Annotated in this window: 10 protein-coding genes; 3 read left to right on the forward strand and 7 right to left on the reverse strand. The window is 65.3% G+C overall.

Annotated elements, in window-relative coordinates; all coding sequences use genetic code 11:
* Nucleotides 1–24 precede the first annotated feature (24 nt).
* The 5 genes from aceK to V3596_RS17950 form a co-directional block, all read right to left on the reverse strand.
* Nucleotides 25–1,836 (reverse strand): bifunctional isocitrate dehydrogenase kinase/phosphatase, encoded by a 1,812-nt coding sequence (gene aceK, locus V3596_RS17930; RefSeq protein ID WP_334279172.1) that lies wholly within the window; start codon nt 1,834–1,836, stop codon nt 25–27.
* Nucleotides 1,837–1,868: 32 nt separating this feature from the next.
* Nucleotides 1,869–2,549 (reverse strand): carbonate dehydratase, encoded by a 681-nt coding sequence (gene can / locus V3596_RS17935; RefSeq protein WP_334279173.1) that lies wholly within the window; start codon nt 2,547–2,549, stop codon nt 1,869–1,871.
* Nucleotides 2,546–3,466: a pyridoxal-phosphate dependent enzyme gene (locus tag V3596_RS17940; RefSeq protein ID WP_334279174.1), complete on the reverse strand. Its 921-nt coding sequence runs from the start codon at nt 3,464–3,466 to the stop codon at nt 2,546–2,548. Before V3596_RS17940 ends, can begins: the two co-directional genes overlap by 4 nt.
* A 108-nt stretch (nt 3,467–3,574) precedes the next feature.
* On the reverse strand, nt 3,575–4,756 hold the full coding sequence (locus V3596_RS17945) for an isovaleryl-CoA dehydrogenase (RefSeq protein ID WP_334279175.1): 1,182 nt from the start codon (nt 4,754–4,756) through the stop codon (nt 3,575–3,577).
* Between the two features lie 73 nt (nt 4,757–4,829).
* On the reverse strand, nt 4,830–5,720 hold the full coding sequence (locus tag V3596_RS17950) for a LysR family transcriptional regulator (RefSeq protein WP_334279176.1): 891 nt from the start codon (nt 5,718–5,720) through the stop codon (nt 4,830–4,832).
* 101 nt (nt 5,721–5,821) lie between these two features.
* Here V3596_RS17950 and V3596_RS17955 point away from each other — a divergent pair, with 101 nt between their 5' ends.
* Complete coding sequence (locus tag V3596_RS17955; RefSeq protein WP_334279177.1) at nt 5,822–6,235, forward strand: TerB family tellurite resistance protein; 414 nt, start codon at nt 5,822–5,824, stop codon at nt 6,233–6,235.
* Nucleotides 6,236–6,285: 50 nt separating this feature from the next.
* Nucleotides 6,286–7,275: a TerC family protein gene (locus V3596_RS17960; RefSeq protein WP_334279178.1), complete on the forward strand. Its 990-nt coding sequence runs from the start codon at nt 6,286–6,288 to the stop codon at nt 7,273–7,275.
* 87 nt (nt 7,276–7,362) lie between these two features.
* Here V3596_RS17960 and V3596_RS17965 read toward each other — a convergent pair whose 3' ends face one another.
* Both V3596_RS17965 and V3596_RS17970 read right to left on the reverse strand, forming a co-directional pair.
* On the reverse strand, nt 7,363–7,839 hold the full coding sequence (locus V3596_RS17965; protein ID WP_334279179.1) for a cyanophycin metabolism-associated DUF1854 family protein: 477 nt from the start codon (nt 7,837–7,839) through the stop codon (nt 7,363–7,365).
* Nucleotides 7,836–10,121: a cyanophycin metabolism-associated ABC transporter gene (locus V3596_RS17970; protein ID WP_334279180.1), complete on the reverse strand. Its 2,286-nt coding sequence runs from the start codon at nt 10,119–10,121 to the stop codon at nt 7,836–7,838. Before V3596_RS17970 ends, V3596_RS17965 begins: the two co-directional genes overlap by 4 nt.
* A 183-nt stretch (nt 10,122–10,304) precedes the next feature.
* Here V3596_RS17970 and V3596_RS17975 point away from each other — a divergent pair, with 183 nt between their 5' ends.
* Entirely contained in the window at nt 10,305–12,482 is a 2,178-nt protein-coding gene (locus tag V3596_RS17975; RefSeq protein WP_334279181.1) for a cyanophycin synthetase, read from the forward strand.
* The last annotated feature ends 2 nt before the right edge of the window (nt 12,483–12,484 follow it).

The following is a 12,484-nucleotide window of genomic DNA, read 5'->3' on the forward strand; positions in this document are numbered from 1 at the left end:
GGCTCTCCTTGAAAGCGTTGATGACTACTGAATCGGAAGTTCACGGTGCTCGGGTTCCGCCACCTCCGGGCGGAGCTTGCTGCCGTGCTGGACATGGAAGCGCTTGTGCGCCTCGTAGGGAAAGACGTCGTGCACATAGCCGGCCTCGATGCGCTCCTTGTGGCCTTGCCAGTAAGCGGCATCGAGCAAGTCGGCGTGGTGCTTCATGAAGATCTCGCGCACGCCCGGATGACCCAGGAGGAAGGGGCCGAAGGTCTCGGGGAACACATCGCGCGGGCCGACGCGGTACCAGACCTCGCCGCTCATCTCTTCCTCTTCATTGCGCGGCGCGGGCACCTTGCGGAAGTTGCAATCGGTCAGGTACTCGATCTCGTCGTAGTCGTAGAACACGACCTTGCCGTGGCGGGTCACGCCGAAGTTCTTCCACAGCATGTCGCCTGGGAAGACATTGGCGGCCACCAGGTCCTTGATCGCATTGCCGTACTCGACCACCGCATGCTCCATCTGCGCCGGCGTGGCATCCTGCAGATAGATGTTGAGCGGCACCATGCGGCGCTCAATGTAGACGTGCTTGAGGATCAGGTCGTCGCCCTGCTCCTCAACGAGGCTCGGGCAGAAGAGCTTCAGGTCCTTGATCAGCTCTTCCTCGAAGCGCCAGCGCGGGAAGGCGACATTGCTGAACTCCAGCGTGTCGGCCATGCGCCCGACGCGGTCGTGCTGCTTCACCAGCAGGTACTTGCCCTGGATCAGCTCACGCGTGGTGTTGTCCTTCTGCGGCGGGAAGTAGTCCTTGATCAGCTTGAAGACAAAGGGGTAGCTCGGCAGGTCGAACACCAGCATCACCATGCCCCGGATGCCTGGCGCGATGCGGAACTTGTCGGACGAGTGGCGCAGGTGATAGAGGAAGTCGCGGTAGAACAGGTTCTTGCCGTGCTTTTGCAGGCCAATGGAGCTGTAGAGCTCGGCGCGAGGCTTTCGCGGCATCATCGAGCGCAGGAATTGGACGTAGGCGCTCGGCACCTCCATGTCGACCATGAAGTACGCGCGGGCAAAGCTGAACAGCATCAGCAGTTCGTCTTCGCCGAACAGCGCGGCGTCGATCTCCAGCAAGCCGCGCTCGTTGTGCAGGATGGGCAGCGCAAACGGCGTCTCGGTGAAGCCGTTGACGATCTTGCCAACCACATAGGCGCCCTTGTTCCGATAGAACAGCGAGCTCAAGACCTGGATCTGGAAGTTAGTGCGCCAGCGGAACAGTCCCAGCTCCTGCTGCACCGCGTTCAGGACACAGTCCACGTCGCGGCCCAGGTCCTCGAATTCGACATCGAGCTGGAAGTTGGTGACGATTCGCGTCATCGTCTCGCGCAGCGTCTCCTTCGTGGGGTAGTAGCAGCGGTAGGTCGGCTTGGCGGCGGGCTCGTCGTTCTCGATGTACTCGGTCGAAATGGCCGGCCGCACAAAGATGAAATCGTTGCGGAAGTAGCTGTGGTGGAGCACCCGCGTGCAGACCGAGTTGAAGAAGGTCTCGGCCAGCTCGGGCTGGTGGTGGTTGGTCAGGAGGCCGATGTAGTGCAGCTTGACCTGCTGCCACACGTCCATGGGCAGGCTGCCGATCTGGAACTGTTCTTCCAGCATCGCAATGCCTTCGTCCACCCGCTTGTCGTAGAACTCGATGCGCAAGGCCTGAGCGCGTTGCTGCCCATGCCAGTCGGCCCGCTCGAAGCGCTGCTTGGCCTCGGCCGTGGTGGCGCGAAACAGGCGGTAATGCTTGTTGAAGCCGCCGAGCAAGGCGTTCGCAATCTCGAACGCACGGGCATCGGTCAGCTTCTGCGGGAACATGGCTGGCTCCGACTGCAGGCTCAGGCAGCTCTTCAGGCGGCGCTGTTCACGCGCGCAGCCTCGTAGCGCTTCTTGACGTTGGCCAGCGCCTGGCGATACGCCTCGCCCACCTGCTCGGCCGCCGAGACGGTCAAGGACAGGTCTTCCAGCAGGCCGTTGTGCAGGCCATAGACCCAGCCATGCACCACCACCTCCTGGCCGCGCGCCCAGGCGTCCTGGACCACCGTGGTCTGGCAGGCGTTGCGGGCCTGCGCCAGCACATTCAGCTCGCACAGCGCATTGACGCGCTGCTCGGGCTGCAGCGTTTCGAGCCAATCGGCGTGATCGTTGCGCACGTCTTGCACATGGCGCAGCCAGTTGTCCACGAGGCCGGTGCGCAGGTCCAGCAGGGCCGCGCGCACGCCACCGCAATTGGAATGACCGACCACGATGATGTGCTTGACTTTCAAGGCATCGACCGCGAACTGCATGACCGACAGGCAGTTGAGGTCCGAATGAACCACGACGTTGGCCACATTGCGATGGACGAAAAGCTCGCCCGGCAGGAGGTTCACCAGCTCATTGGCCGGCACGCGGCTGTCAGCGCAACCGATCCACAAATACTGCGGCGTCTGCTGCTTGAGCAGGCGTGAGAAGAAGCCCGGTTCGCGCGACTCGGTATCGGCGGCCCACTGCCGGTTGCTCTCGAGGAGTTCTTGAAGGTTCGTGCTCATGCGCTCATTGTCCATGTGGCAAGCATCGCGGTGCTGACAGCGATGCCACCGCAGACTTCGATCAAGGGTCTTTTGAATCTGGCGAGCGTTGCTTCGTGAACGCTCAAGGCAGCCAGGGCCGCGCCGCAGGCCGGCTCCACCATCACGCGCATCGCGTCGGCGAAACGGACGCAGGCCTGGGTCGCGTCTCGGTCGCTGACGGTCAGGCTGAGGGTCGGGTGGGACTGCGCCAGGCGCAGCGCCTCGGCCGCCACACGGCGGGCCCCCAACGAGGTCGCGATGGAAGTGATCGCCGGCAGCGTGACGGCCTCGCCGGCTTGCAGGCTCCGGCTGAGGCTGTCGGCGCCCAGGGTTTCGAGCGCAATCACCGGCACTTCGTTCAGGCCGTGCCGTTGCAGGCCCTGCACGATGCCGCAATAGAGACCGCCGCCGCCCACCGCAGTGATCACGGCATCGAACTCCACGCCCTCGGCAAGCACTTCGTCGATCAGCGTCGAATGGCCCTTCCAGAGCAGCGGATGGTCAAAGGGATGGACATGACGCGCGCCGCGCTCGGCCGCCAGGGCGATTGCAAAGGCGTTCGCCTCGTCGAAGGCCGCACCGTGACGCAAGACGGAGGCGCCGCGCGCGGCGATCTTCTCGGCCACGGCCGGGCTGCTGGTTTCGGGCAGCACGATGGTGACGGCCATGCCCAGGGCACGTGCTGCGTAGGCAGCCGCAAAGCCGGCATTGCCACCCGAGGCACAGACGATCTCACGCACGCCCTCAGCGGCCGCCTCCTGCACCAGACGCCCCACGCCGCGCAGCTTGAAGCTGCCGCTGGGCTGCAGCGCGTCCATCTTCAGCCACACCTCGGCCTGCGGGAACAGACCGGGCGCGGCGCGCAGCAAAGGGGTGTCGAGGTGCAAGGGCTTCATGGCCAAAGGCGGATCACATGGTCTGGCATTCACTCACATCCGACTAGCGGATATGAGTGCCTGCCGCAACGGCGCCGCCAAGCGGCTTGTTGTCTGTACCCGAGCCCATTACATGGTCTCGGCGAACAGCTCACGCCCGATCAGCATGCGGCGAATCTCCGACGTGCCGGCACCAATCTCATACAGCTTGGCATCGCGCCACAGGCGGCCCAGCGGGTACTCGTTGATATAGCCATTGCCGCCGAAGATCTGCACGCCTTCGCCCGCCATCCAGGTGGCCTTCTCGGCCGTCCACAGGATCACCGATGCGCAGTCCTTGCGGACCTGGCGCACATGCTCGGCGCCCAACAGGTCGAGGTTCTTGGCCACGGTGTACGCGAACGAGCGACCGGCCTGCAGCACCGTGTACATGTCCGCGACCTTGCCCTGGATCAGCTGGAATTCGCCGATGCTCTGGCCGAACTGCTTGCGATCGTGGATGTAGGGAATCACGTTGTCCATCACGCTTTGCATGATCCCGAGCGGCCCGCCGGTCAGCACGGCGCGCTCATAGTCCAGGCCCGACATCAGCACCTTGGCGCCGCCGTTCACTGCGCCCAGCACGTTCTCGGCTGGCACTTCCACGTCCTGGAACACCAGCTCGCCGGTGTGGCTGCCGCGCATGCCCAGCTTGTCGAGCTTTTGCGCGATGCTGAAACCCTTCATGCCCTTTTCGATCAGGAAGGCCGTGACGCCGCGAGCACCCAGCTCGGGCTCGCTCTTGGCATAGACCACCAGGGTGTCGGCATCCGGGCCGTTGGTGATCCACATCTTGCTGCCGTTGAGCAGGTAGTAGCCGCCCTTGTCTTCGGCCTTGAGCTTCATGCTCAGGACGTCGGAGCCGGCACCGGGCTCGCTCATTGCCAGCGCACCGACATGCTCGCCGCTGATCAGCTTGGGCAGGTATTTCCTGCGCTGGGCGTCGGTGCCGTTGCGCTTGATCTGGTTGACGCAGAGATTGCTGTGCGCGCCGTAGGACAGGCCCACCGAGGCCGAGGCGCGGCTGATCTCTTCCATCGCCACCATATGGGCCAGATAGCCCATGTTCGCGCCGCCGTATTCCTCACCGACGGTGATGCCCAGCACGCCCAAGTCACCCATCTTGCGCCACAGGTCCATGGGGAACTGGTCCGAATGGTCGATCTCGGCCGCGCGCGGTGCGATCTCGGCATCGGCAAAGGCGCGCACCGCATCGCGCAGCGCGTCGATGTCCTCGCCAAGTTGGAAATTCAGGCCGGGCAAGTTGCTCATGGTTTGTCTCCTGATAGCGGCGTCCATCGTAAGACGCTTCGTTGACTTACGTTTACGTAAACGTAAATTGTAATCACGACGCCGGCCCTGCCGGCAACAGCCGTTTCACCAGTGGATGGGCCACCTTCTTCTCGGTGGCAATGGCGAAGAACTGCTCTTCGACACCATCGCAGGGCCCCACCCGCTGCAAGGCGTACCGCGCCGTCAGCTTGTCATGAACCAGTTCGGCGGCCGGGAATACACCCAGTCCACCGGCGCCAAAGGTTGCAAGCAGGGCACTGTCCTCGAACTCGCCCGCCACATGCGGCTTGATGCCATGGCGGTCAAACCAGGCGTCAAGCCGGCCACGCAGCGCCGCGTGCTGAGTCGGCAACAGCACCGGTACGCGAGCGAGCGAGGCCGGAAAGTCCAGGCTCGCGAGGCTTGCAAGTTCCTGCGATGCGTACCAAGCCACCGCTGAATTGCCCATCGCGTGGCTGTAGACCTTCAGGTTCCGATTGGCCGGGGCCGGCCGGTCCGCCAACACCACGTCCAGCCGGTGCAGGGCCAGGTCCCCGAGCAGGCTCTCGAAGCGATCTTCGTGGCACAGCAGCCGCAGGTGCGGCTCATGGGTCACCGGCAGCAGCAGCCGGCGGACCGCCAGCTTCGGCAATCCATTCGAAATGCCGACCGCCAGGCGCAGCCGTGGTGCGCTGGCCGCATCCCGTACAGCCATGGGCAGCTGCTCGCCCAGTTGGAAGATGAGTTCAGCCTGCTTCAGCGCCGCCTGCCCGGCGTCGGTGAGCGTGAGGCCGCGGCCGGCGGGCCTGAGCAGGCTGGCCCCAAGGGCGCGTTCCAGTTCGCGCACCTGGGCACTGATGGTCTGCACGGCCATGCCCAGACGTTCGGCGGCCTTAGATACGCCGCCCTCCTTGGCCACCACCCAGAAATAGTAGAGATGCCGGTAGCTGAAGCTCAGACTCATTTCGTTTTTTACGAAGTTTTGTTCATTGATTCTCTGCTTTTTATCGCGAAACCAGCCACATAGAGTGCTGACCGTTACGCAACCTTTGAATGGAGCAGGCCATGCGCAGCTACCCTCCCAACAGCCCGAAGGCCGCCGCACGACTGGTGGCCCTGACCATGCTTGCGGACGGCCATGTCAGCCGGATCGAGGCCCAGACACTGGAACGCCTGGGACTGCCAAAGGCCTTCGGCCTGAGCGTCGAGGACCTCAGCGCGGTACTGCAGGGGCTCTGCGAAGACCTGCTGTGCAGCAGTCAGGGCGACTGGTGCCGACCGGTGGTCGACGCCGCGCTGATCAACGGATTGCTCGCTGAAGTCACCGACCCGGGCCTGCGTGCCACGGTCCTGCGCGCCTGCGTTGCCGTGGCCGAGGCCGACGAGGAGCTGGCCGACGGCGAATGCGTGGTGCTGATGCAGGCGATTCAGCAGTGGCGCGTCGGCACGCTGCCGAGCCTGAAGGCCCACCCGGCCTGAGCGCCGTCCCGCACACGCCCTACCCCCTTCATCGCTGCAAGAGCTGCTCCATGACCCACTTGCCCGAACTCCTTCAGCTCCCTGTGCTGGGCCAAGCCCTGTGGCTGTGGCTGGTCTTCGCCGCCACGGTCACCACCCTGCTGGCCCTGGACCTGGGCGTGCTGCACCGTACCGACCGGGAAATCGGCATCCGCGAAAGCCTCTGGCTGTCGGCCGGGTACATCAGCGTGGGCCTGGCCTTCGGCGCCTGGCTGTGGTGGCAGCTCGGGCCGCAAAGCGGCATGGAGTACCTCACCGGCTTCGTGATCGAGAAGTCGCTGTCGATGGACAACGTCTTCGTGATCGCATTGATCTTCGGCTTCTTCGCCGTGCCACGGCAGTACCAGCACCGGGTGCTGTTCTGGGGCATCCTCGGCGTGATCGTCCTGCGCGCCCTGATGATCGGTATGGGCGCCGCCCTGGTGTCCGAGTTCAGCTGGGTGCTCTACCTGTTCGGCGCCTTCCTGGTCGTCACCGGCCTGAAGATGCTCTGGATGAGCAGCGAGCCCACCAGCGATCTGGCAAACAACCCCGCTTTGCGCTTGTTGCGCCGCCTGATGCGCGTCACGCCCCAATTGCACGGCAACGCCTTCTTCGTGCGCCAGGCCGCCGTGCCAGGTGGCCCCAGGGTGCTGTGGGCCACACCCTTGTTCCTGGCCCTGTGCATGGTCGAGTTCGCCGACCTGGTGTTTGCCGTGGACTCGGTGCCGGCCATCTTCGCCATCACCACCGACCCTTTCATCGTCTACACGAGCAATATCTTCGCCATCCTCGGCCTGCGGGCGCTGTACTTCGCGCTCTCGGCCCTGATTCATCGCTTCCGCTACCTCAAGTACGCGCTGGCGCTGGTGCTGGTATTCATTGGCTCCAAGATCTTCCTGGTGGGCATCGTGGGCAAGATTCCGCCCTCGATCAGCCTCTCGGTCACCGCAGCACTGATTGCGGGCGGCGTGTTGTTTTCGCTCTGGAAAACGCGGCCGGGCGTCGCAGCCGGTTCATGAGGAGGCACCCGCACGCTCGCTGTGCCGCTCGTGTCCGCCGCAGCGCCGACCCTTGACAAGCACAGCGGCTGCGGCAAGTGCCGCGGCTCAGAGAAAGCGTTCCAGGACTTTCTTTGACGCGCGGTCCAGCGCGAATCGGTCCGGCAGGATGAACTGCAGGCCGTGGCTGCTGGTGATCAGCAGCCGGCCTTCGCCCAGGCGGCGGATGTCTTCCTCGGTCTTCAGGATGAACTGGGTCTCGCCACGGTCGGTCTCAATCGTCCATTGGCTGGGTGTCGAGAAGGTCGAGACGCCGACAATGCGCAGCACCGTGGGCATGAAGTCGCGGCTGGCGAATTCGGCCTGCAGGAGCTCGCGTTCCTGCTCGGGCAGGTTCGAGAGGCGGTCGATCCAGGCCAGCTCATGGCCATCGGTGCCGATGATGGACAGGCCTTCATCCGGCGCCGAAATCGGATGCGCCCGCACCGGCACCACGCCCTGGTGCTCGACTCCCTGCTCGTCCACCAGCACCAGGCGGCCGAAGGCATTGCGGTTCAGCGATTGGTACTTGCCCGGCGTGCTCATAGGGCCTCCGTCGTCGTGTGGGCGTTCGGGTTGGGAATGGCGACGGCCTCGGCATCCTCGGCGTCCACACGACGAGCCTGCGCCTCGTACAGCCGCCAGTAGGCGCCCTTCTTATCCATCAGCTCGTCGTGCGGGCCGACCTCGACCACCTGGCCGCGGTCCATCACCACGAGGCGATCTGCCTTGCGCAAGGTGGAAAGCCGGTGGGCGATGGCAATCGTCGTGCGGCCCTTCACCAGGTTGTCCAGTGCCCTCTGGATTTCCTTCTCGGTCTCGGTGTCGACCGAGGAGGTGGCCTCGTCGAGAATCAGGATGCGCGGATTGATCAGCAAGGCGCGGGCAATCGAGATGCGCTGGCGTTCACCGCCAGAGAGGCCCTGGCCGCGCTCGCCCACCAGCGAGTCGTAGCCCTGCGGCAGGCGCAGGATGAACTCATGGGCATGCGCCGCACGGGCCGCGGCAACGATCTCCTCGCGCGTGGCCTCGGGTTTGCCGTAGGCGATGTTCTCGGCAATCGTGCCGAAGAACAGGAACGGCTCCTGCAGCACCAGGCCGATGTGGCGGCGGAAATCGGCCACGCCGATGCGGCGCAGGTCCACGCCGTCTACCCGGATGCCGCCTTCGGTCACGTCGTAGAAGCGGCAGATCAGGTTGACGAGCGTGCTCTTGCCCGAGCCGCTGTGGCCCACGAGGCCGATCATCTCGCCCGGCTTGATCTCGAGCGACAGGCCGCGGATCACGGCGCGGTTGCCGTAGCGGAAACCGATGTCGTCGATCTGGATGCCGCCTTCGATCTTCGGCAGCTTCACCGGATTGGCCGGCTCGGGCACGTTCGATTGGTGGTCGAGGATGTCGAAGATGCGCTTGGCGCCGGCCGCAGCCTTCTGCGTGACCGAGACGATGCGGCTCATCGAATCCATGCGGCCATAGAAGCGGCCGATGTAGGCGATGAAGGCGGTCAGCACGCCGACCGTGATGTCGCCCTTGGCCACCAGCGAAATGCCGAAGGCCCAGACGACCAGCAGGCCGATTTCTGTCAGCAGCGAGACGGTCGGCGAGAACAGGCTCCAGGTCTTGTTCAGCTTGTCGTTCACCGCCAGGTTGTGGGCATTGGCGGCACGAAAGCGCTGGGCCTCGCGCTTCTCCTGTGCAAAGGCCTTGACCACGCGCACGCCGGGAATGGTGTCGGCCAGCACGCTGGTGACTTCGCCCCAGACCCGGTCGATCTTCTCGAAGCCGGTGCGCAGTCGGTCGCGCACCAGGTGGATCATCCAGGCAATGAAAGGCAGGGGCAGCAAGGTGGCCAGGGCCAGCCAGGGGTTGATCGAGAACAGGATCAGCGCCGTCATGCCCAGCATCAGCACGTCGGTGATGAAGTCCAGCGCATGCAGGGACAGGAACACGCTGATGCGGTCGGTTTCCGAGCCGATGCGGCTCATCAGGTCCCCGGTGCGCTTGCTGCCGAAATACTCCAGCGACAGCGACAGCAGATGCTCGAAGGTGGCCGTGCGCAGGTCGGCCGCAATGCGCTCCGACACCAGGGCCAGGATGTAGGTCTTGGCCCAGCCGAGCAGCCAGGACACCAGGCCGGCACCGAACAGCCCGCCCAGGTACATGCCGACCAGCCAGGGGTCAATCTGCTGGCCGTTCTGGAACGGGATCAGCACCTTGTCCATCAAGGGCATGCTCAGGTAGGGTGCCACCAGAGTCGCACCCGTCGAGCCCAGCATCAGGGCGAAACCGAGCGCCAGCTGCCCTTGATAGGGCCTGGCAAAGCGCCAGAGGCGCAAGAGCACCCAGGTGGACGGCGGCGTGTGCAGCTCGCGGGCGCAGGTGGGGCACTCTTCGCTCTCGGGCGGCAGGGGCGCCTTGCAGCTGGGACAGAACTCCACGTCCTCGGCGGCGTCGCGCGCGCCCTCATCGCGGCGCTCGAACTGTTCCTGCCAGCGCTGCGCCTGCAGGTTCATTTGCAGGGTGAAGCGCCAGACGGCCAGGCGCTGCCGGCCATCCACCAGCTCCAGGCTGCCGACGCCGGCGTGGTCGGATATCCGCATCGAGAGCTGCGGGCTCAGCGTCCATTCGCTCCATGCCTTGCCGGCCGGGTCCCAGGCCAGCAGACGATGGCTGGTCAGCACCAACAGGCCACGGGCGAAGTGCAGCCTGGAGTCAAGGTCAACCTCCAGCTCGCCGACGACGTTTTCGTCCGACATGAGCCGCGCCTTCAGGGCAGACCACTCCGGATGTACTGGGTCCGGCGCGACTTCGGGATGTTGATGCTGCATTGTTTGTTCTGCCAACTGGGCCTTTTCAGGCCCTATTCGCCAGTTCGGCGCTTGTTGTAATTAAGCGGATTTTGACCGATGCCGGCTGCCTGCCACAAAAGTTCCGGCAGCGGCAGTCCGCAAAGAAGCGCGCACAATGGTGCCCTGAGCTCCCGAAAGCCCCCGAACCAGCCCTCGCCCTCCATGAGCAGACACGACGACATCAAGCTTTTGCGCGTCAACTATTTGCGCGGCCCGAACATGTGGACCTACCGCCCGGTGCTTGAAACCTGGCTGGACCTGGGGGCCCTCGAGGACTACCCAAGCAACAAGGTTCCCGGCTTCACAGACCGGCTGACCGCCGCGCTGCCGGCCCTGGCCGAGCACCATTGCGGCGTCGGCGAGCGCGGCGGCTTCCTGCAGCGCCTGGTCGAAGGCACCTGGATGGGCCATGTCCTGGAACATGTGGTGATCGAGCTGCTGAATCTGGCCAGCATGCCTACCGGCTTTGGTCAGACCCGCTCCACCTCGCAGCACGGCGTCTACCGCATGGTGTTCCGGGCCCGCGACGAGCAGGTCGCCCGCCAGGCCCTGGCCGAGGGCCACGCCCTCTTGATGGCGGTGATCAATGATGAGCCGACCGACGTGGCCGCCGCGGTCGAGCGGGTGCGCGACAAGGTCGACGACTGCTACCTCGGCCCCTCCACTGCTGCGATCGTCGCGGCAGCGACCGATCGCCGCATTCCGCACATCCGCCTGAACGACGGCAATCTGGTGCAACTGGGCCATGGCGCCCGCCAGCGCCGCATCTGGACCGCCGAGACCGACATGACCAGCGCCATCGCCGAAGGCATTGCGCGCGACAAGGACCTCACAAAAGACCTGCTCAAGGCCGTTGGTGTGCCGGTACCGGCCGGCAGCGTGGTCAAGAACGCGGACGAGGCCTGGGAAGCCGCCGACGACCTGGGCCTGCCCGTGGTGGTCAAGCCGTCGGATGGCAATCACGGCCGCGGCGTCACGCTCGACCTGAAGAAGCGCGAGGACATTGCAGCCGCCTTCGAAGTGGCCGAACGGCATGGCTCCGAGGTGCTCGTCGAGCGCTACATCCCCGGCAACGAGCACCGCCTGCTGGTGGTCGGCGGCCAGGTGGTGGCAGCCGCCCGCGGCGACGAGGCCTGGGTCACCGGCGACGGCAAGCACACGGTCGAAGAACTCGTGGAGCTGCAAATCAACAGCGACCCGCGCCGTGGCACGACCGAAGAGTTTCCACTCAACCGACTCGACATCGCCGAAGACGCCGTCATCCAGCTGGACCTGCAGCGCCAGGGCCTGTCCGCCACCGCCGTGCCAGCCGCCGGCCAGCGCGTGCTGATCCAGCGCAACGGCAATGTAGCCATCGACTGCACCGACGAGATGCACCCTGACGTGGCCTTCCAGGTCTCGCTGGCGGCCCGCACCATCGGCCTCGACATCGCCGGCGTCGACCTGGTCACCAGCGATATTTCCAAGCCGCTGCACGAGACGGGCGGCGCCATCGTCGAGGTCAACGCAGGCCCTGGCCTGCTGATGCACCTGAAGCCGGCTGCAGGCAACCCACAGCCCGTGGGTCAGGCCATCATCGACCACCTGTTCTCGTCCGACGAAACCGGCCGCATCCCCATCGTCGGCATCACCGCATCGACAGGCGGCAACAACATCGCCCGCCTGGTCGCCTGGCTGCTGCATCTGAACGGCCGCCACGTGGGCCTGTCCTGCAGTGACGGCCTCTTCCTCGGCAACCGTCGTGTCGAGCACAGGCGCGGTGCGCGCTGGGAGGCGGCGCACCGCCTCTTGATGAACCGTGGCGTCGATGCCGTCGTGGCCGAGAGCAATGCCGGCGTGATCCTGCAGGACGGCCTGGCGTACGACCGCTGCGCCGTCGGTGTGGTCTGCGACATGGGCGGCCTGGGCACGCTGGACGATCACGACATCCGCACGGAAGACCAGCTCTTCAAGGTCCTGCGCACGCAGGTGGACGTGGTGCTGTCCGACGGCGTTGCCGTGCTGAACGCCGCCGAGCCCCGCCTGGTTGAAATGGCCGAGCTGAGCGATGGCGAAGTGCTGTTCTATGCGCTGGACGGCAGCAATGCCGCCATCACCGCGCACCGCGCCAAGGGTGGCCGTGCCGTGTTCCTGCGAAGCGGCGCCGCCGTGCTGGCCCAGGGCCAGGGCGAGACAGCGGGCGCCAATATCGACGCCTTGCTCCAGCGATTTGCTGCCGCAGGCATCGCCACCGATGCGCAGACGCTGCTGGCAGCCGTTGCCGCCGCCTGGGCGCTGCATATCTCGCCCGAACTGATCTCCGCCGGGGCCGACACCTTCGTGCCCGCGCTGACCCACTGATT

Source organism: Roseateles microcysteis (genome assembly GCF_036880965.1).
Lineage (GTDB): Bacteria > Pseudomonadota > Gammaproteobacteria > Burkholderiales > Burkholderiaceae_C > JAUASW01.

Excerpts from the sequence above, each read along its gene's own strand:
- aceK (WP_334279172.1), bottom strand. The coding sequence starts at position 1,836 with ATGTTCCCGCAGAAGCTGACCGATGCCCGTGCGTTCGAGATTGCGAAC.
- can (WP_334279173.1), bottom strand. The coding sequence starts at position 2,549 with ATGAGCACGAACCTTCAAGAACTCCTCGAGAGCAACCGGCAGTGGGCC.
- V3596_RS17940 (WP_334279174.1), bottom strand. The coding sequence starts at position 3,466 with ATGAAGCCCTTGCACCTCGACACCCCTTTGCTGCGCGCCGCGCCCGGT.
- V3596_RS17945 (WP_334279175.1), bottom strand. The coding sequence starts at position 4,756 with ATGAGCAACTTGCCCGGCCTGAATTTCCAACTTGGCGAGGACATCGAC.
- V3596_RS17950 (WP_334279176.1), bottom strand. The coding sequence starts at position 5,720 with ATGAGTCTGAGCTTCAGCTACCGGCATCTCTACTATTTCTGGGTGGTG.
- V3596_RS17955 (WP_334279177.1), top strand. The coding sequence starts at position 5,822 with ATGCGCAGCTACCCTCCCAACAGCCCGAAGGCCGCCGCACGACTGGTG.
- V3596_RS17960 (WP_334279178.1), top strand. The coding sequence starts at position 6,286 with ATGACCCACTTGCCCGAACTCCTTCAGCTCCCTGTGCTGGGCCAAGCC.
- V3596_RS17965 (WP_334279179.1), bottom strand. The coding sequence starts at position 7,839 with ATGAGCACGCCGGGCAAGTACCAATCGCTGAACCGCAATGCCTTCGGC.
- V3596_RS17970 (WP_334279180.1), bottom strand. The coding sequence starts at position 10,121 with ATGCAGCATCAACATCCCGAAGTCGCGCCGGACCCAGTACATCCGGAG.
- V3596_RS17975 (WP_334279181.1), top strand. The coding sequence starts at position 10,305 with ATGAGCAGACACGACGACATCAAGCTTTTGCGCGTCAACTATTTGCGC.